An 18,861-nucleotide genomic window follows, 5' to 3' on the forward strand; every position below is an offset into this window, starting at 1 on the left:
GGAGACGCGGACTCAGGCCGGCTTCAGCGTGCCGGGGACGATCTTCGCGTCGAAGTCGCGCATCAGCGCCTGCACTTCGGGGTCGCTCATGATGGCCTCCTCGGCCACGCGCTGGCGTTCGTCGGCCGCCTGCTTGTTGCGGCGCGCGGGGCTGTCGACCACGGCGCCGACTTCGATGGCGAGCTTGATCGCGTGACCCAGGCCGTTCAGCGCGGCAGTGAGCTTTTCGCGGCTGGATGGCTGGCTCAGCGTCTCGCGCTCGATGCGCAGCAGCCACTGGTCGGTGTCGCGGCCCACCAGCTGCGACTGCAGTGCGAGTTCGCGCGTCAGGGCGCTGATGGCCTCGGCCGCGATCAGCTGCGTGACCGTGGCGTACCAGAAATCGCCGTCCTCGCTGGTCGGGATGGGCGTGAAGGTGCTTCGCGGCTCGTCGGGGCGCGGGATGTCGCGGGCACTCGGCGGGGGCTGGACCCGGATGGGCACGCCGACGACCTTGGCGGGCGCCTCGGCGGCATCGGGGCGGGGCTCGGCCTGCCGGGGTTCGTCGACCACGGCGAGGCGATGGCCGGCCGGAACCGGTGCAGCGGCCTGGACGACAGCAGGCGCGGGGGCCGGAGCGGGAGCCTGTGCAACCGCTGCAGGCGCTTCGACCGGCGGGCGGGCCACCGACGCGGGAGCCGGAGCGGGCGACACGACACGCGCCGGAGCCTGCGGCGCGGCGGCCGCGGCTTCATTCAGAGTTTTTTTTTCCGGGGATGCCGTCGAAGCGGTCGCGCTGGAAGGCTTGAAGGCCAGAAGCCGCAGCAGCACCATGGTCAGCGCGGCGTATTCGTCGGGAGCCAGGCCCAGTTCGCCGCGCCCATGCAGGCACAGGCTGTACAGCAGCTGCGTTTCGTCGGCCGGCATCAGCGCGGCAAGGCGCGCGGTGTCGGCCGCATCGGGGTCGGTGGCCGCATCTGCCGCTTCCGCCCGCGAGGGCACTGCCTGCAGCACCGCCATGGCCTGCAGCACGGCCGTCATTTCCTCGAGCGTGGAGGCGGCGGACATGCCGTCGACGCGCAGCGCCTCGGAAGTCTCGACCACCGTCTTGCCGTCGCCCCGGGCCAGCGCCTCGATCAGGCGGAACACATGGCCGCGATCGACGCTGCCGAGCATCTGCCGCACGCCGGACTCGACCAGCTCGCCGTTGCCGAATGCGATGGCCTGGTCGGTGAGCGAGAGCGCATCGCGCATCGAGCCGCGCGCCGCGCGCGCCAGCAGGCGCAGCGCCTGCGGATCGGCCGGCACGTTCTCGGTCTGCAGCACGGCGGTGAGGTGCTCCAGCACCGTCTCGGGCGCCATCGGCCGCAGGTTGAACTGCAGGCAGCGCGACAGCACCGTGACCGGCACCTTCTGCGGATCGGTCGTGGCCAGCACGAACTTGAGGTATTCGGGCGGCTCCTCGAGCGTCTTCAGCATCGCGTTGAACGCGGTGTTGGTGAGCATGTGCACTTCGTCGATCATGAAGACCTTGAAGCGCCCCTGCACCGGCTTGTAGACCGCCTGCTCGAGCAGCGACTGGACTTCGTCAACGCCACGGTTGGAGGCCGCGTCGAGCTCGGTGTAGTCGACGAAGCGGCCGGCGTCGATGTCGCGGCAGGCCTGGCACACGCCGCAGGGCGTGGCGGTGATGCCGCCCTGCCCGTCCGGCCCCTGGCAGTTGAGCGATTTCGCAAGAATGCGCGAGACCGTGGTCTTGCCGACACCCCGGGTGCCGGTGAAGAGATAGGCGTGATGCAGGCGCTGCGTGGTCAGCGCGTTCTCGAGCGCCTGCACCACATGCCCCTGGCCGACCATCTCACCGAAGGTTTTCGGGCGGAACTTGCGAGCGAGCACGAGATAAGACATTGCGGGCATTCTAAAAGGAGGCGTGGCCCCGCCCCTCGAACCCCACGCCCCGGAGTGCGGACTTCCCGAGGGGTTACAATCCACCCTGACGGGCCTCCCTGCATGGTGAAGTGGCCAACCGGGTCAGGTGGGGAACCAAGCAGCCCTAACTGCGTAGTCAGTGCCAGGGGTAAGGCTCGTCAACTTCTTCAGCGGTTTCGTTTCATTCCACGCGAAATGAAACGGGGCCCGCAAAAACAGATCTCCAGCGACAAAATCTCCGGCGCGAGGCCTTTCTTTCAAAGGCCCAGCCGCTGGATCACGCCGCGCGCCGCCGCGGCGCCACTTGCCATCGAAGCCGTGAGCAGGTAGCCGCCGGTCGGCGCCTCCCAGTCCAGCATCTCCCCAGCCGCGAACACGCCCGGCAGTGCCGTTGACATGAGCTGCGCGTCCAGCGTGTCGAAGCGCACGCCGCCAGCAGTGCTGATGGCTTCGTCGATAGGCCGGGCCGCGACGAGCTTCAGCGGCACTGCCTTGATCGTCGCCGCGAGTTGCTCCGCGTCGTGCATCGCCTCGCGGCTCAAGGCCTCGTGCAGCACGCCGGCCTTGATGCCTTCGAGACCCAGTCGGCTCTTGAGATGGCTGCTGAGCGAACGCGCGCCGCGCGGATGCTTCACTGCGGCCAGCACCTGCTCGGCACTTCGATCGGGCAGCAGGTCGAGCAGTAGCGTCGCGCTTCCTTTTTCGGCGATCTCGTCGCGCAACAGGGCCGAGGCCGCGTAGATCAGGCTGCCCTCGATGCCACCGGCTGTCGCGACGAATTCACCCTTGCGCGCGAAATGCCGCCCATGGCTGTCCGTGAACGAAATCGCCACCGACTTGAAGGGCTGTCCTGCAAATCGACTGGAGAAATGCTCGCTCCAGCCCGTACTGTCGAAACCGCAGTTGGCCGGCAGCAGCGGTGCCACGTCCATGCCCTGCGCCTGCAGCCACGGCGCCCATGCGCCGTCGGAGCCGAGGCGTGCCCAGCTTGCACCGCCCAGCGCCAGCACGACGGCATCGGCCTTCGCCGTGACTTCGCCGGCGGGCGTCGAGAAGCGCAGCGACGCCATGTCGAACGGCCCCTCGCCCATCCAGCGATGCCGCATGTGGAACTGCACGCCCGCCGCGCGCAGCCGATGCAGCCAGGCACGCAGCAGCGGCGCTGCCTTCATGTCGGAGGGAAACACGCGCCCGGAGGTGCCGACGAAGGTTTCGATGCCCAGCCCGCTTGCCCACTCGCGCACCTGCTGCGGACCGAACTGCGCGAGCATTGGCTCCAGCTGCGCCCGGCGCTCGCCGAAGCGGCTCATGAACGCGTCGAAAGGCTCGGAGTGCGTGAGGTTCAGCCCGCCGCGTCCGGCCAGCAGGAACTTGCGGCCCACCGAGGGCATCGCGTCGTAGACATGCACCTGGGCGCCGGATGCGCTCAGTACTTCAGCCGCCATCAGGCCGGCGGGGCCGCCGCCGATGACGGCGACGGTGGGAGAAACATTCATTCGAGATTTACCAGTTCGCCCTGCCCGGTGAGGAACGCGACGCGCACCGTGGCACCGGGATAGGCATGTTGCACCGCGGCGCGATAGCGCTGCATCTGTGCGATCAGCGCGGCGTCCCGCTCGGGGCGCGCCGCGGATTTGTAGTCGAGGATCCACCAGGCACCGCTGTCGCGCTCGCGCACCAGCCGGTCGATCCGCAGGGTTTCGCCTTCGTGCACCAGCGTGACTTCGTTGCCGTGCCAGTCGACCCTGCGATCGTCCCACACCCAGGCACCCTCACCCGAACGGATGCGCTGGGCCAGCGCGGCAGCGCCGCGCGCCTGTTGCGCGTCGAGCAGGAATTCGCGGGCCGCGGCGCGCACATGGGCAGCCGCCAGCGGTTCGCCCGGCACCGCCCATTCGAGCAGCCGGTGCATCGCCTGGCCGAAGGCGGCGGCGCGGGCATCGAGCGTGGTGCTGGCGGCTTTCTTTGCCACGGCCGGCTGCTCGACAGGCTCGGGGGCCTCCGGCATGCGCTGCATCGGGAAACTTGCCGCGCTGCCCGGCGCCGACAGCGCGACCAGCGGCTCGTCGGCCTCCGTGGGCTCGCACAGCGCTTCCAGACGCGCCCACCAACTGCCCTCGTTGGCACGCGCGGGCCGCACCGAGGACAGCACCAGCCGCTCGCGCGCCCGCGTGACGGCAACGTAAAGTCCGTTGAGCTCCTCGCGATGGCGCGCGCGCTGCTCTTCCTCGAGAAGGCCCGCCGCGCAGGCCGGGGGCGTCTTCTCGCTCGCAAGAAAGATGAAGCGCGTCGGCGCGCTGTCGCTGCCCTTCCATTCGACGAGCACGCCCATGGTCTGGGCGCGCGGCGGCGCAGCGTCGCAATCGAGCATGAGCACGGTGTCGGCTTCCAGCCCCTTGGCGCCATGCACGGTCAGCAGCTGCACCGCGTCGGGAGCGACCACGGTCGGGGCACGCACTCCTCCCGCGCGCAGGGCACGCACCAGCGCGTACGGCGTGGCGAAACGCGCGCCGTCGATGTCCAGCGACGCGGAAAGCACGCCGCGCAGATTGGCCAGCGCGCCCTGGCGCATCGCAGCCGGCACGGCGGCGCCGAACTTCGCAAGCAGGTCGCCGTCATGGAAGATCGCGTCGAGCGCGTCATGCGGCGGCAGCGTCATGAGCCAGCGCTGCCATCTCTTGAGCCGCGGGCCGGCCTCGACCAGCACCTGCGGAAGGCTCTCGTCCTTCTGGATCAGCGAGAACCAGCTCACCGGGCCGCGCTCGCGCTGTCGCAGTGCGAGCTGCACCAGCGCCTCGTCGTCGACACCGAACACCGGCGACTTCAGCGCCCGCGCCAGCGACAGGTCGTGCGCCGGAGACACCAGCGCGTCGATCAGCGCGACCACGTCCTGAACCTCGGGCGCGTCGTGCAGGTCGTTCTTTTCCGGCTGCTGCACGGGAATGTGGCGCAGGCGCAGCGCGTCCTGCATGGCCGAGAGCCGGCTGCGCCTGCGCGCCAGCACCATGATGCGGCTGGGCTGCGTACCGTCGGCGATGCGCTGCGCGACCCACCGCGCGGCCTGCTCGCACTCCTTCTGCAGCAGTTGCTCCTCGGGCAGCACGCGCGGGGTGACGAGGCTGTCGCGCCAGTGCAGCATGCCGTCGTCGGCCGGTGCCGCTTCGGCCGTATCGCCGAGCGCATCGCGGTCGATGGCCGGCAGCCTGAGCAACTCGCCGTCGTCGCCGCGCTCGGTGGTGTGGGCGCGGTAGCCGTCGAATTCGCCGGCCTCCTGCGCGGCCAGCATCGCCGCGTTGACCAGCCCGACCACCGACTGCGCGTTGCGATGCGTGTGATCGCAGTTCAGCAACTCGCCGTCGAGCCCTTCGCGCACGAACTTCTTCGCGGCGATGAACACCTGCGGCTCGGCGCGGCGAAAGCGGTAAATGCTCTGCTTCGGGTCGCCCACGATGAACACGCGCGGCGCGCGTCCCTGCGCGCCAGTGTAGGCGCTGAGCCAGCCGTAGAGCGCCTGCCACTGCAGCGGGTTCGTATCCTGGAACTCGTCGATCAGCAGGTGCGCGATGCGCGCGTCGAGCCGCTCCTGCACCCAGCCCGACAGGGCCGACTGGCCCAGCAGCAGCTGCGCGGCCTGCTCGACGTCGTTCATGTCGACCCAGCCATGGGTGCGCTTGACCTCGGCGAAGGCCGCGATCAGCAGCCGCGTGAGGCGCGTCATGCGCTGCTGGTAGAGCCATGCGGCGTGCTGGGCCTGGGCCGCGCAGAGCAACTGAAGCTCGGCTTCGGCCTCCTGCGCGGCGGGAAACTTCTGCAGGTTCTTGTTGAGGCGGTCCTCGGTCGCCACGAAGAAGCTCTTGCGCAGCAGTGCAAGCGCGGCGGACAGCGAACCGGCGGCGGGCTCGCCCGTTCCGAACACGTCGATGATGGCTTCGGCGGCCTTCTGCGGCGTCTTGTTGCTCTCACGGCCCAGCGCGGCGGCCCGGTCGAGCCAGCGACGGCGGACCTGTTCGCCGCGCAATGCATCGGTCGGTTCGTCCAGGCCTTCGAGCGCCGGATAGAGCGCGCTGAAATGCTGCACGGCATTCTCAGCATCGGCCAGGGAGAACTCGACGCGCTTCGACAACGCTTCGCCCAGGGCCTTGGCCGTCTGCGAGCGACCGTGCGTGGCAACGACGGCGTAATAGTCGGCCAGCGCCTCCTTGTCGGCCGTGACCGCCTCGAAGAAGGGCCGCCATGTATGGCCGCGCGCCTCCGCGTCGTCTTCGAGCAGCTCGTAGTTCGAAGGCAGGCCCAGCTCGCGCAGCACCGCGAGCGGCGCGTTGCGCAGCAGCCCGGCGAACCAGGCGTGGAAGGTGCGGAACTGCACCGGCCTGCCGCCTTCGAGCAGGCGCCGGTAGAGGCCCTTCAGGCGGGGCACGGCAGCGGCTGCCGCGGCAGGCTCCATGCCGCGCATCACGAGCTGGCCGACCAGTTCTTCCGGTGCGCGCTGCGCGAAATCCTCCAGCCACTGGTCGAGCCGCTCGCGCATTTCGCCGGCCGCCTTCTTCGTGAAGGTGATGGCCAGGATCTCGTGCGGCTCGCAGGCGGACTCGCCCTCCTCGAGCAACGCGCGCAGGATGCGCGAGACCAGCATCCAGGTCTTGCCCGCGCCGGCGCAGGCCTCGACGGCGACCGAGCGGCGCGGATCGCAGGCGACGGTGTAGAAGGCCTCGCGTGCGACGTGCCGGCCGTTGTGTTCGTAGGCTGCGCCGTTCATTGCGTGTCGCCTCCGGTCGTCGGGCCGCCCACGATGGCGGGCAGCGGGGACTCGTCGCCCCAGAAGTCCTTTCGGCAGAGGCCGCGTGCAGCGCAGTAGTCGCACACGGCGCCCTCCCCCAGCGGCGGCAGCGCCGCGCCCTGCGCGATGCGCCTGAAGTCGTCGATGATGCCGGCCACCAGTGCATCGCGCGCCTCGACCACGGCGGGCTGCTCAACGGTCTGCGTGCCGGCGGATTTCTCGCCCACGTTCACGTAGGCCGCACGCAGGGTGTCGTCGGCCACGAGCGCGGCGTAGAAGGCCAGTTGCGTATCTTCGGTCGGGTCCTTCACGCGCTCCTTGCTGACCGTGGCGGACTCGGTCTTGTAGTCGATCACGAAGGCCTGGCCGTCGGGCATGCGGTCGATGCGGTCGAGCCGGCCGATCAGGCGCAGCTCGCCCAGCGACTGCTCCTTCCACGGCTCGGACTCGGTGAAGACTGCGCCCGCCGCCTCGTGCCCCGTCAACCAGCCCAGGTAGCCATCGCGCACCGCGGGCCATGCGGCAGCGAACGGCAGGAACTCGGCGTCGGACAGCCCGAGCTCCTGTGTCGCGCGCCGCGCGGCCTCCTCGATGAGGGCGATGCGCTGCTGCGCATCCTGCGTCGGAGCTTCGGCCAGGGCTTCGTGGAAATGGCCGAGCACCGCATGCAGCCAGTTGCCGAAGTCGCGCTTGTCGACCTCGGCATCGAGCTCGTCGGCGCTGCGCAGGCCCAGCTGCCGCAGCGCAAAGAAGCGATAGGGGCAGCGGCGCAGGTCCTCGTACACGCTGGTGGAGATGTTCTCCAGCGGCAGGAGAGCGCCCGAAGGCGTCGGGTAGCCGGTCGGCTGCACGGGCACGTCGCGCGGCAGGCGCGGATCGGCCGAGGGCTGCAGGGCGTGGTCGAGCTCCAGGGCCTGCACGAGCGGGCTCGGACGCACGGGTTCGCCGCTGGCGTCGGAGTGGCGCCAGATCAGCTCGCAAGACGGGTTGTGCAGGGCCGCGGCCCAGGCTGCGCGCTGTGCGGCCTCGAGTGCCTCGCGCGAGGGCAGGCCCAGTTCGAGGCGCTGGGCTGCGCTCCAGTTGCCTGGGGGCTCAGGCGATGCGGGCAAGCGTCGATCGTCGCAACCCGGGATGACCACCGCGCCGAAGGACCGACCCAGCAACTGGTAGAGCGGGAGCACCACGACCTTGGGCGCCTGGTCGCCGGCGGGAGGCACGAAGCTGGCGTCTTCCAGCACGTCGCGCACCCAGGCGGTGAACTCCGTCAGGGTGTGGCGGCCGCCGGGGAATTCGTCCTCGTCGTCGCCATGCGCGCCGGCGTCGAGCCACAGAGCGCCGATCACCTTGCCGCCGGCCAGGTCTTCCTCGAGCAAGGCCCACTGGTCGCTGGCCTCCAGCAGTTCGCGCAGCGCACGCAGCCACTCGGCCAGCGGGCGCGAACGAGCCATGGGCGCACGGCGCGCCTCGACGGCCTCGGTGAAAACCAGCAGCGCAGTGTCTTTCGACTTCTCGCTACGGGTCATCAGGGAGCACCACGCCGACCAGTCGCGCATGCCTTCGTGGCGCAGGCGCGCTTCGACCGACTGGACGATGGGCGAATCGCCGTCGGCGCCGCTCTTGAGCCATTCGAGCACCTGGTCGCTGGTGGCGTCGTGGGCGCATGCGCGCAGCGCGCTCATCAGCGAGGCGGCTGCGCGCGTGGTCGAGAGCTTCCAGCCCGTTTCGTCGTGCGTGACGACGCCTTGCGCACTCAGCTGGGCGCTGATGCGACGGGTGAGCGCGCGATCGGTCGCGACCAGCGCGACGGGCGCGCGGTCTTCGGCGAGATGGCGCAGCACGCAGGCCGCGGCGAGCCCGGCTTCGTCCTCGGGGTCGAGGGCGATGTGCGAGGCGCAGGCCTGCGTGGGCGCGCCGGAAGGCACGAGCGAGAGGTGAAGCGCGCGGTCGCCCCACAGCCTGCAGAGCGATTGGGTGAGCGGATCGGCTTGGAAGCCCTCGAGCACGATCAGCGCGTCGACCTGGGCTCGCGTGGACTCGCGCTGCAGCACGTCGGTGGCGTAGCTCGAGGTCGAAGTCCAGGCGACGGCGATGCGGATCAGTGCGCTCTCGATGCGGAACCACTCGGACTCGCTGCCCGCGTCCGCCACGCTCGCCGCACGCTGAGCCCATTCGCCGCCGCGCTCCTCGGGCGTCACGGCAGCGGCCAGGGGCGCCAGTTGATAGGCGAGCTCGACGACGCGGCCGGCCAGGGCGAAGCGCTCGGCATGGAAGCCCGCCTGCGAAAGCAGCGCCTGCGCGGTGACCAGGTCGCGCGCCATGTCGTGGGCGATGTCGTAGCCCGTCGGCACGAAGCCGCCCGCGCTGCGGGCCCAGTTGTGGGTGGTCTCGAAGCGCGGCACGAAGCCCGGACTGCCGCATCGGGCCCACATGGCGCGCGCGACGCCCATCAGCTGCGCATAGGGCACCAGCACCACGGTGCGGGCGGCATGCAGCTGGCGCTCGGCGAGCGCGCGGACGATCCGCGCGACGACGCCGTCGGCGGGATCGCACCACAGGGCCTGGACGGGGTGGCCTTCGTTCATGTTCTATCGAGGGGGTCGGAGCACGCGCGGACGCGGGGCGCAAGGGCTTTGGCTATCGCCGCCATAGCCGCCCTGCAAGTCACGCCGCCCCTTGGTTTCTGTCACAATGACCAGCACTTTAGCTGCACCGAAACTCTCTGCGCACAAGGACCCATCACATGGCCAGCGAACTCATCAAACACATCTCCGACTCCTCCTTCGAGGCCGACGTGCTCAAGTCCAGCCAGCCGGTGCTGGTCGACTACTGGGCCGAATGGTGCGGCCCCTGCAAGATGATCGCCCCGATCCTGGACGAAGTCTCCACCGCCTACGAAGGCAAGCTGCAGATCGCCAAGCTGAACGTCGACGAGAACCGCGACATCCCCGCCAAGTTCGGCATCCGCGGCATCCCCACGCTGATGCTGTTCAAGGACGGCCAGCTGGCAGCTACCAAGGTCGGTGCCATGAGCAAGGCTCAGCTCACCGCCTTCATCGACCAGCAACTCGCCTGATCGATTTCAACCGGCCAGCGCGCAATGCGTTGGCCGGCGCGTTTTTCCTGTCATAATCTCCCACAGATCACCGGCCCTTTACTCAGGCAACCGGTTCGAGTTCCCCGGTTGGTGAGGCAGTTCTCGCTTCACACCCAACCTCCCCCCGTTTTCCGTTTCTCCCCGACCGATAGGCCCCGTCAAGGGCTCATTCCATGCACTTAAACGAACTCAAGGCACTCCACGTGTCTGAAGTCCTCAAGCAGGCTGAAGCGCTTGAGATCGAAAACGTCGGCCGCATGCGCAAGCAGGAGCTGATGTTCGCGATCATCAAGAAGCGCGCCAAGGCCGGCGAACAGGTCTTCGCCGACGGCGTGCTCGAAATACTCCCCGACGGCTTCGGCTTCCTGCGCAGCCCCGACACCAGCTTCACGGCCAGCACGGACGACATCTACATCTCGCCCAGCCAGGTGCGCCGCTTCAACCTGCACACCGGCGACATGATCGAAGGCGAGGTGCGCACGCCCAAGGACGGCGAGCGCTATTTCGCGCTGACCAAGCTCGACAAGGTCAACAACGGCCCGCCGGAGCAGAACAAGCACAAGGTGATGTTCGAGAACCTGACGCCGCTGTTCCCCAAGGAGCAGATGAAGCTCGAGCGCGAGGGCATCAAGGGCGACGAGAACATCACCGGCCGCATCATCGACATCATCGCCCCCATCGGCAAAGGCCAGCGTGCCCTGCTCGTGGCACCGCCCAAGAGCGGCAAGACGGTGATGATGCAGCACATCGCCCACGCGATCAGCGCCAACTACCCCGACGTCCACATGATGGTGCTGCTCGTCGACGAGCGCCCTGAAGAAGTGACTGAGATGCAGCGCACCGTGAAGGGCGAGGTCATTGCCTCGACCTTCGACGAACCCGCCGCACGCCACGTGCACGTGGCCGAAATGGTCATCGAGCGCGCCAAGCGCCTGGTCGAGCTGAAGAAGGACGTCGTGATCCTGCTCGACTCCATCACCCGCCTCGCCCGCGCCTACAACAACGTCGTGCCCTCGTCGGGCAAGGTGCTGACCGGCGGTGTCGACTCCAACGCGCTGCAGCGCCCCAAGCGCTTCCTGGGCGCCGCGCGCAACGTGGAGGAAGGCGGCTCGCTGACCATCATCGGCACCGCGCTGATCGACACCGGTAGCCGCATGGACGAAGTGATCTTCGAAGAGTTCAAGGGCACCGGCAACTCCGAAATCCACCTCGACCGCCGCCTCTACGAGAAGCGCGTCTTCCCGTCGATCCAGCTCAACCGCAGCGGCACGCGCCGCGAAGAGCTGCTGCTGGCGCCCGAGATCCTGCAGAAGACCCGCATCCTGCGTCAGCTCATGTACAACATGGACGAGATCGAGTCGATGGAGCTGATGCTCAAGAACATGAAGGCGACGAAGACCAATGTCGAGTTCTTCGACATGATGCGTCGCGGCGGGTAACTGTTGCTCGCCCCAGGCTGCGCGCACTTCGTGTCGCTACGCCAACCCCTTACCGGGGGCGGTGCCCACTGACCGGCAAAGCCGGACCAGTGGCACCCTACGAATGAATGCCCGCCTTGCGCGGGCATTTTTCATGTGCGGATCGCACGCCCCTCGAGAGCGCTCTGGCGACCGAGGTCGAGCAGTTCCATCAGCGCGACGGCCTGCTCAGGCGGAACTGGATTGGGACCATGGCCGAGGATGGCATCGCGAACCGCGGCGTAGTAGTCGACGTAGTTGCCGGCCCGTGTGGGAATGCTTCGCTTGACGAAGGTCCCGCCAGGCCCTGCCAGCGAGAGTTCTCCGTCCAGCGGATCGGCTCCCCAGCCTTCGGCTGGCGGCCGCTGTCCGGCGCGCAGCGCCTCTTCCTGCGTATCGACGCCGTGCTTGACGTAGCTCCCGCGCGTGCCGTGGACGATATAGCGCGGCGCCGCGTGGGCCGCGAGCGTCGTCGAATGCAGCACCACGCGCTGCGGCGCGTGCGGCCCGGCCTCGTAGCGCAGCACGGCATGGAAATAGTCCTCGACCACGGCGCTGTCGCGCAAGACGGCGGTGTCGAGCTGGATCGTGTCGGGACGGCCGAAGAGCTGCACTGCCTGGTCGACCAGATGGGAGCCCAGATCCACCCAAAGGCCCGAGCCGGGCACGGCCTGCTCGCGCCAACGCTCCTTCACTTCGGGCCGGAAGCGGTCGAAATGCGATTCCATGTACACCGGGCGGCCCAGTTCGCCGGTTGCCAGGACATCCTTGAGAGTCAGGAAATCGGCGTCGAAGCGGCGGTTCTGGTAGACCGCGAGAACCCGATTGTTGCTCTTTGACAACAAATCCAGCTCCCTCGCCTCGGCAACGTCGAGCGTGAAGGGCTTGTCCACCACCACGTGCTTGCCAGCCTTCAGCGCCGCCTTGGCGACCGGATGGTGCTGGGCATTGGGCGTGGCGACCACGATCAGGTCGATGTCCGAACGGGTCACGAGCGCGGCCACGTCGGGAACGACCGCCACGCCGGGCCAGTCGGCATGCACCTTGTGCGGCTGCGAACTGGCCACGGCCGCCAGTTCCAGGCCCCGAACGGCCGAAAGAACGGGCGCATGGAAGGTCTGTCCGGCAAAACCATAGCCGACAAGGCCCGCGCGCAGGGGTGTGGAAGTCATTGGGAGCCTTTGGTTTGCTCGAAAATGGGGCAGTATGCGATAATCGCTGGCTCCGCGAAAAGTGCGGTCAGGCAGCTTCGCCTGGCCTCCTCGGTCTTCCCCGAGGCAGCGCGCCGCTTCTGGCACGCTGGTGGCTCTCGCATCGACCGCGCATTGATTCCAAAAGCGCAAAAGGAAACACCATGGCAAAAGAAGGCATTCACCCGAATTACCGCGAAGTCCTGTTCGTCGACATGTCGAACGGCTTCAAGTTCGTGACCCGTTCGTGCGCGAACACCAAGGAAATGGGCAAGACCGACGACGGTCGTGAACTGCCGCTGTTCAAGCTCGATACCACCAGCGAATCGCACCCGTTCTACACCGGCACGCAGAAGTCGGTTGACAACATGGGCGGCCGCGTCGAGAAGTTCCGCAACCGCTTCGGCAAGACCACCGGCGCCGCCTCGAAGTAAGGTACGCGCTTTTTGCGTCGAGGGCAGCCCGGTTTACCGCGCTGCCCTTTTTATTTCCTAATCCAGCCTTCTCCCGCCACTTGAACCAGCCCACCCCCGCGATCGTTGCCCAGAGCGCCGTGCGCCGGCTGCCGCGCATCGCATTGCTCCTGCTGTGCGCGGCGTATCTGCTGCCGGGGCTGGTGGGCCGGGGCCCCTGGAAGAGCGCCGACATCACGGCCTTCGGCTACATGGCCGAGCTGGCTCGCAGCACCGAAGGCATCGCGCGCTGGTTCGATCCGATGCTGCTGGGCCTGCGCCCGGAAACGCCTGCGCTGATCCCGTACTGGATCGGCGCCCTGGCGATCAAGATCGCCCCCTCGTGGCTGAACCCCGACCTGGCCGTGCGCATCGCGTTCGCGTTCCTGCTCTGGGGCACCTTCACGGCCACCTGGTACGCCGTGTACTACCTGGCCCGCACCTCACGCGCCCAGCCGGTGGCCTTCGCATTCGGTGGCGAGGCCCGCCCGACGGACTACGCGCGCGCCATCGCTGATGGCGGCCTGCTGGCACTGATCGCCTGCCTCGGTCTCGCGCAACTCGGCCACGAGACCACGCCCGCACTGGCGCAGCTTTTCTTCGCCTCCCACCTCTTCTACGGCGTGGCCGCGCTGCCCTATCGCCGCACGGGCCCCGTGATCGCGCTGGCCGTGGGCACCATCGGCATCACGCTGAGCGGTGCGCCCACGGTCGGACTGGCGCTGGCTGTCGGCAGCGTGCTGTACATCGCCTACGAGCGCCGGCTTGCCGCCCAGTCCGAGAGCGAAAACGTCTATGACGAAGACAGCGGCCCCGGCTACACGCTCGGCGCCCTGCTCACGATGATCGGCATCACCGTGCTGGCGGCCGTGCTCGTGTTCGGCCTGAAGCTGCCCACGTGGAAGATCACCGTACTCGGCGGCTCCCTTGTCGGCGACGTGCGCAGCCAGGCCAAGCTGCTGGTGTGGTTCACGTGGCCGGTCTGGCCGCTCGCCATCTGGACGCTGTGGCGCTGGCGGCGACAGCTCACGGCCCGTCACGTCGCGCTGCCCTTCTGGTTCGCGGTGGTGCCGCTGGCCGCCACCTGGACCACCGACTACTCCGACCGTTCGCTTCTGCTGGCGTTGCCCGCCTTCGCCACGCTCGCGGCATTCGCCCTGCCCACCTTCCGGCGCAGCGCGGCGGCACTGATCGACTGGTTCAACGTGCTGTTCTTCAGCGGCCTCGCCGTGCTGGGCTGGATCTACTGGATCGCCATGCAGACGGGCGTGCCGCCCAAGCCCGCGGCCAGCGTCGCGCGGCTGGTGCCCGGCTTCGTTCCCGAGTTCTCGCCGATTGCCGTGGCCCTGGCCGCGGCCGCGACCATCGCCTGGTGCTGGCTGGTGCGCTGGCGCACGGGGCGGCATCGCGCCGCGCTCTGGAAGACGCTGGTGCTGCCGGCCGGCGGCACCGCGCTGTGCTGGATGCTGCTGATGACGCTGTGGCTTCCGCCCATCGACTACGCGCGCAGCTACGTGCCGCAGATTCGCGCCGTGGCCGAGCGGGTCGGCCAGCCGCGCTGCATCGCGGAACTCGCGCTCAGCCGCCCGCACATCGCTGCGCTGCGCCATCACGGCAACTTCAACGTGCAACCGCTGCTGCTGGGCACCGATTGCCCGTGGCTGCTGGCCAGCCCCGAAACGATCGAGCGCCTGCACACCATCATTCCCTTCGACCAGTGGCGCTTTGCCGGTACGCTGCGACGCCCCAGCAGCGCGGCCGACGACCTCCTGCTCTACCAGAAGATCACGCCGCAGTGAGGGGCGAACGGGCTCTGATCGCGCGGCACGCCGGCACGGTGCTCGTCGGCCAGCTGGCCGTGATGGCCTTCGGCGTGACCGACACCATCATCGCCGGCCGCTACTCCGAGCATGCATTGGCCGCGCTGTCGGTCGGCGCCGCGGTCTTCGTCAGCGTCTATGTCTCGCTGATGGGCGTTCTGCAGGCGCTGCTGCCGATCTGGGCCGAACTCCACGGCGGCGGGCGCGGCGACGAGGTGGGCCGGTCGGTGCGTCAATCGCTGTACCTGGCGGCCATTGCGATCATGGTCGGCATGGTGATCCTGCTGCTGCCCGGTTCGGTCCTCCAATGGACCCAGGTGCCGGCGGACATGCGGGGCGAGGTCGAGGCCTACCTCGCCGTGCTGGCCTTCGCGCTGGCGCCCGCCCTGCTCTTCCGCTTGTTCAGCACGCTCAACCAGAGCCTGGGCAGGCCCCAGCTCGTGACATGGCTGCAGCTGAGCTCGCTGGTCGTGAAGCTGCCGCTGTCCATCTGGTTCACCTTCGGCGGCGCGGGCCTGCCGGCCATGGGCCTGGTGGGCTGCGGCTGGGCCACGCTGTGCGTGAACTGGACCATGCTCGGCTGCGCCATCTGGCTGCTGCGCAGCCGGCCGTTCTATGCCGACTACGGGCTCTGGAAACGCATCGAGGCCCCCGACTGGCAGCAGATCCGCAAGTTCGCGCGGCTCGGCGTGCCGGGCGGCCTGGCGGTGCTGGTCGAAGTCACGTCATTCACGCTGATGGCCCTGTTCATCGCGCGACTCGGCACCGTTGCCGCGGCGGCGCACCAGATCGCATCGAACCTGCTGGCCGTGGCCTACATGACGCCACTGTCGCTGGCCATCGCGACCAGCGCCCGCGTGAGCTTCTGGCTCGGCGTGGGCGATGCAGCCAAGGCGCGGCACGCCTGCCGCCAGGGCTTCGAGCTGACCGCCGTGTCCGCGCTGTTCTATGCCGCCGTCATGGCCTTGCTACGCAACGAGCTCGCCAACGTGTACTCCGACAACCCGGCAGTCATCGCAATGGCTGGCACGCTGCTGCTGGCCGTAGCGCTGTACCACTTCGCGGACGCGGTGCAGACCTTCTGCGTGTTCGTGCTGCGCTGCTACCGGGTCACGCTGGCGCCACTGGTGATCTACTGCGCGATGCTGTGGGGCGTGGGCCTTGGCGGAAGCTATCTCCTCGCCTACCGCGGCCTCGGCCCCTGGGCGGCCATGCAGTCGCCTCTGGCGTTCTGGATCATGAGCGCCGCCGCGCTGGCCCTGACCGCCCTGCTGTTCGGCGTGCTGCTGCGCTGGACGATGCGTCACCGCGCGAGATAACCAGAAAAAAACGAACGAAGAGTGAAGAGTCCGACGGCCTACTTGGCCATCACGCGCGCCTCACGCACACGTGCCGCCGGGAACACCAGCGCGAAACGGGAGCCCTTGCCCACCGTGCTTTCGATGCGCAGTTCCGCGCCGTGCCGCTGGGCGATGTGCTTGACGATCGCCAGCCCCAGCCCCGTGCCACCGGTTTCGCGCGAGCGACTGCGATCGATGCGATAGAAGCGCTCGGTCAGCCGCGGGATGTGCTCGGCGGCAATGCCCGGGCCGGTGTCTTTCACGGCGTATTCGCCACGCCCGTCGGGCAGCACCTTCCAGCTCACCGCCACCTCGCCGCCGCCAGGCGTGTAACGGATGGCATTGCTCAACAGGTTCGACATGGCGCTCTGCAGTTCGGTCGGCGCGCCCGACACCTCGGACTCGGCATCGACGGAAAACGACAGCCGATGGCCCTGCGGCGTCAAGCGACCCGACAGGCCCCGGCCTTCGTCTTCGCATTGCGCAAACAGAGCACGGATGCGAATCCACTGGTTGCCCGAAGGCGGCGCACTGCCTTCGAGCCGCGACAGCGTCAACAGGTCGTTGACCAGCGTCTCCATGCGATGCGACTGCTGCCCCATCAGGGAGAGATAGCGCGTGCGCTCATCCGCATCGAGCGGCAGGTTCTGCAAGGTCTCGACGAAGCCCGCCAGCACCGTCAGCGGCGTGCGGATCTCATGCGACACGTTCGCCACGAAATCGCGCCGCATCGCCTCGGCCTGCTCCAGCGCCGTGATGTCGCGCGTGAGCAGCATCCGACGGTTGCCCGCATAGGGATGCACCTGCACCGACAGCCGCACGGGGTGGCCGCGCTGGTGGCCGTGACCGAGTCCGGACGCGTCGATGACCACGTCGCGGCTGTAGTTCCAGGACGCGAGGTAGGCCACGAAGGCCGGGTCGCGCACGAGGTTGGCCAGATGCTGCGCCAGATCGCGCTCGGCATCGATGCCGAACTGGCTTGCCGCGGTCTGGTTGCACCACTCGATCCGGCCCTGCTCGTCAAGCAGCACCACGCCGTTGGGCGACGCCTGGATTGCCGCGAGAAACTCCTGGAGGCGATCTTCGGCCTGGCGGGTCTGCTGCTCACGGTCGCGCAACAGCTTGCGGATGCGCTCCGCCAGCTCACCCCACACGCCCGCGCCGCGCGACGGCAGGCCGCTGGCGTCGTTGCGCAATACACGCATCAGCCGCTCGGCACGCCAGGCATCCAGCCCGAGCCAGACTACGGCGCCCAGCCACGCGCCCAGCCACCCGAACTTCCAGCCAAAAATGCCGACAGCACCCGCTCCTATGATGAGGGATGCTATTAAAAAAGTAGCAATACGGAACGGCATGGCGGGCGATTATCCGCGCCCGCGGCCAATGGAAGCCACGGCGCTCAAACCGTGACTTGGGCGGTCAGGCGATAGCCCGCTCCGCGGACAGTCTCGACCATGGGAGCCGCCGCGCCCAACGATTCGCGCAGGCGCTTGACGTGCACGTCGACCGTGCGCTCCTCGATGTAGACGTGGTCGCCCCACACCTTGTCGAGCAGCTGCGCCCGGCTGTGCACGCGCTCGGCATGCTGCATCAGGTAGGCCAGCAGCTTGAATTCGGTCGGCCCGACCTTCAGCGCGCCGCCCTGCCAGGTCACGCGGTGCGTGGAGGTATCGAGGGCCAGTTCGCCGATCTCGACGCGCTCAGTGACCACTTCAGGTGCCCGGCGGCGCAACACGGCGCGGATGCGGGCCAGCATTTCCTGGGTGGAGAACGGCTTGGTGATGTAGTCGTCGGCGCCGGCATCGAGGCCGGCAACCTTGTCGGGTTCGTCGCCGCGCGCGGTCAGCATCAGGATCGGGATGGCCTTGGTGCGCGGGTCCTTGCGCCATTGGCGCGCGAGCTGCAGGCCGCTCTGGCCGGGCAGCATCCAGTCGAGCAGGATCAGATCGGGCAGGAAGGCGTCGATCTCGCGCTGGGCTGCGGCGCCATCTTCCGACCAGATCGGCTCGAAGCCGTTGTGGCGCAGGTTGACGGCGATCAGCTCGGCGATCGAGGACTCGTCTTCGACGATCAGGACTCGGGGTTTCTTCATGCTTTCTTTGGAGTCTTGCCGCGGTTGTTACTGCAGCGCGGACTCGATTTCCTGCATCGAAGTGTGCCGCACATCGGCACCCTTGACGATGTAGATGATGAATTCGGCGATGTTCTTGGCGTGGTCGCCGATACGTTCGATGGCCTTGGCCAGGAACAGCAGGTCCAGGCTGGCCGAGATCGTGCGCGGGTCTTCCATCATGTAGGTGACCAGCTTGCGGACGAACCCGTCGAACTCCTTGTCGATCAGGTCGTCGTCTTTCAGGATCGACACGGCCGCCGCGGTGTCGAGCCGCGCGAAGGCATCGAGCGCCTTGCGAAGCAGGCCCGCGGCCAAGTCGGCGGCGATGCGCAGTTCGGTCGTGGGCAGCTGCCGGGCCGCGCCGCTCTCGATGATCGACTTGACCATGCGGGCGATCTTGTTGGCCTCGTCGCCAACGCGCTCGAGATTGGCAGTCGTCTTGCTGATGGCGATCAGCAGGCGCAGGTCGCGTGCGGTCGGCTGGCGGCGCGCGATGATCGACGACAGCTCGCGGTCGATGTCGATCTCCATCGCGTTGACGCGATGCTCGGTTTCCATCACGCGGTTGGCCGCCTCGGGATCGAACTGCAGCAGTGCGTACACGGCCTGGTTGATCTGCGACTCGACCATGCCGCCGAGTTCCATCACGCGCGACGAAACGCCGTTGAGCTCGCTGTCGAATTGGCTGGAGAGATGTTTCTCGGTCATGT

The 18,861-nt window shown here is 68.2% G+C and carries 13 protein-coding genes and 1 other RNA gene; 6 read left to right on the forward strand and 8 right to left on the reverse strand.

Annotated features, from left to right (window positions below; genetic code table 11):
• Window positions 1-12 precede the first annotated feature (12 nt).
• Window positions 13-1,887, reverse strand: coding sequence for a DNA polymerase III subunit gamma/tau (gene dnaX, locus BMY35_RS03305; protein WP_093195541.1), 1,875 nt, complete (start codon window positions 1,885-1,887; stop codon window positions 13-15).
• Between the two features lie 87 nt (window positions 1,888-1,974).
• Between dnaX and ffs the strand changes: the two genes are divergently transcribed.
• An RNA gene (gene ffs / locus BMY35_RS03310) (signal recognition particle sRNA small type) lies at window positions 1,975-2,071 on the forward strand.
• A 94-nt stretch (window positions 2,072-2,165) separates the two neighbouring features.
• Here ffs and BMY35_RS03315 read toward each other — a convergent pair.
• From BMY35_RS03315 to BMY35_RS03325, 3 genes are read right to left on the reverse strand one after another with little or no spacing between them, the layout of a single operon-like run.
• Complete coding sequence (locus BMY35_RS03315) at window positions 2,166-3,404, reverse strand: TIGR03862 family flavoprotein (RefSeq protein ID WP_093195542.1); 1,239 nt, start codon at window positions 3,402-3,404, stop codon at window positions 2,166-2,168.
• Window positions 3,401-6,664 carry a UvrD-helicase domain-containing protein gene (locus BMY35_RS03320; protein ID WP_093195543.1) on the reverse strand — a complete coding sequence of 1,088 codons (3,264 nt, stop codon included), beginning with the start codon at window positions 6,662-6,664 and terminating at the stop codon, window positions 3,401-3,403. The genes BMY35_RS03315 and BMY35_RS03320 overlap by 4 nt, the downstream gene beginning before the upstream one ends.
• A complete protein-coding gene (locus tag BMY35_RS03325) occupies window positions 6,661-9,267 on the reverse strand; it encodes a PD-(D/E)XK nuclease family protein (protein WP_093195544.1) in 2,607 nt (868 codons plus the stop codon). Before BMY35_RS03325 ends, BMY35_RS03320 begins: the two co-directional genes overlap by 4 nt.
• A gap of 158 nt (window positions 9,268-9,425) precedes the next feature.
• On the opposite strand from BMY35_RS03325, the gene trxA reads away from it, so the two are divergent.
• Window positions 9,426-9,758, forward strand: coding sequence for a thioredoxin TrxA (trxA, locus tag BMY35_RS03330; protein WP_093195545.1), 333 nt, complete (start codon window positions 9,426-9,428; stop codon window positions 9,756-9,758).
• Between the two features lie 194 nt (window positions 9,759-9,952).
• Complete coding sequence (gene rho / locus BMY35_RS03335; RefSeq protein ID WP_093195546.1) at window positions 9,953-11,218, forward strand: transcription termination factor Rho; 1,266 nt, start codon at window positions 9,953-9,955, stop codon at window positions 11,216-11,218.
• Between the two features lie 131 nt (window positions 11,219-11,349).
• Here rho and BMY35_RS03340 read toward each other — a convergent pair whose 3' ends face one another.
• On the reverse strand, window positions 11,350-12,408 hold the full coding sequence (locus BMY35_RS03340; RefSeq protein WP_093195547.1) for an oxidoreductase: 1,059 nt from the start codon (window positions 12,406-12,408) through the stop codon (window positions 11,350-11,352).
• Between the two features lie 182 nt (window positions 12,409-12,590).
• On the opposite strand from BMY35_RS03340, the gene BMY35_RS03345 reads away from it, so the two are divergent.
• The 3 genes from BMY35_RS03345 (at window position 12,591) to BMY35_RS03355 (ending at window position 16,017) form a co-directional block, all read left to right on the forward strand.
• Window positions 12,591-12,860: a type B 50S ribosomal protein L31 gene (locus BMY35_RS03345; protein ID WP_019653042.1), complete on the forward strand. Its 270-nt coding sequence runs from the start codon at window positions 12,591-12,593 to the stop codon at window positions 12,858-12,860.
• A gap of 80 nt (window positions 12,861-12,940) precedes the next feature.
• Window positions 12,941-14,677, forward strand: a complete 1,737-nt coding sequence (locus BMY35_RS03350) for a hypothetical protein (protein WP_093195548.1) — start codon at window positions 12,941-12,943, stop codon at window positions 14,675-14,677.
• Window positions 14,674-16,017, forward strand: a complete 1,344-nt coding sequence (locus BMY35_RS03355) for an MATE family efflux transporter (protein ID WP_093195549.1) — start codon at window positions 14,674-14,676, stop codon at window positions 16,015-16,017. The genes BMY35_RS03350 and BMY35_RS03355 overlap by 4 nt, the downstream gene beginning before the upstream one ends.
• Window positions 16,018-16,055: 38 nt before the next feature.
• Here BMY35_RS03355 and phoR read toward each other — a convergent pair whose 3' ends face one another.
• The 3 genes from phoR to phoU are packed head-to-tail and all read right to left on the reverse strand — an operon-like array spanning window position 16,056 to window position 18,859.
• On the reverse strand, window positions 16,056-17,393 hold the full coding sequence (phoR, locus tag BMY35_RS03360; protein WP_170217042.1) for a phosphate regulon sensor histidine kinase PhoR: 1,338 nt from the start codon (window positions 17,391-17,393) through the stop codon (window positions 16,056-16,058).
• 44 nt (window positions 17,394-17,437) lie between these two features.
• A complete protein-coding gene (gene phoB / locus BMY35_RS03365; RefSeq protein ID WP_007836652.1) occupies window positions 17,438-18,130 on the reverse strand; it encodes a phosphate regulon transcriptional regulator PhoB in 693 nt (230 codons plus the stop codon).
• 27 nt (window positions 18,131-18,157) lie between these two features.
• Window positions 18,158-18,859 (reverse strand): phosphate signaling complex protein PhoU, encoded by a 702-nt coding sequence (phoU, locus tag BMY35_RS03370; RefSeq protein WP_019653047.1) that lies wholly within the window; start codon window positions 18,857-18,859, stop codon window positions 18,158-18,160.
• Between the last annotated feature and the right edge of the window lie 2 nt (window positions 18,860-18,861).

This window comes from Variovorax sp. YR750 (assembly GCF_900109805.1).
Lineage (GTDB): Bacteria > Pseudomonadota > Gammaproteobacteria > Burkholderiales > Burkholderiaceae_C > Variovorax > Variovorax gossypii.

Coding starts and splice junctions, on each gene's coding strand:
- phoR (WP_170217042.1), bottom strand. CDS start 17,393: ATGCCGTTCCGTATTGCTACTTTTTTAATAGCATCCCTCATCATAGGA.
- trxA (WP_093195545.1), top strand. CDS start 9,426: ATGGCCAGCGAACTCATCAAACACATCTCCGACTCCTCCTTCGAGGCC.
- BMY35_RS03320 (WP_093195543.1), bottom strand. CDS start 6,664: ATGAACGGCGCAGCCTACGAACACAACGGCCGGCACGTCGCACGCGAG.
- rho (WP_093195546.1), top strand. CDS start 9,953: ATGCACTTAAACGAACTCAAGGCACTCCACGTGTCTGAAGTCCTCAAG.
- BMY35_RS03315 (WP_093195542.1), bottom strand. CDS start 3,404: ATGAATGTTTCTCCCACCGTCGCCGTCATCGGCGGCGGCCCCGCCGGC.
- phoB (WP_007836652.1), bottom strand. CDS start 18,130: ATGAAGAAACCCCGAGTCCTGATCGTCGAAGACGAGTCCTCGATCGCC.
- BMY35_RS03325 (WP_093195544.1), bottom strand. CDS start 9,267: ATGAACGAAGGCCACCCCGTCCAGGCCCTGTGGTGCGATCCCGCCGAC.
- BMY35_RS03340 (WP_093195547.1), bottom strand. CDS start 12,408: ATGACTTCCACACCCCTGCGCGCGGGCCTTGTCGGCTATGGTTTTGCC.
- BMY35_RS03345 (WP_019653042.1), top strand. CDS start 12,591: ATGGCAAAAGAAGGCATTCACCCGAATTACCGCGAAGTCCTGTTCGTC.
- phoU (WP_019653047.1), bottom strand. CDS start 18,859: ATGACCGAGAAACATCTCTCCAGCCAATTCGACAGCGAGCTCAACGGC.
- dnaX (WP_093195541.1), bottom strand. CDS start 1,887: ATGTCTTATCTCGTGCTCGCTCGCAAGTTCCGCCCGAAAACCTTCGGT.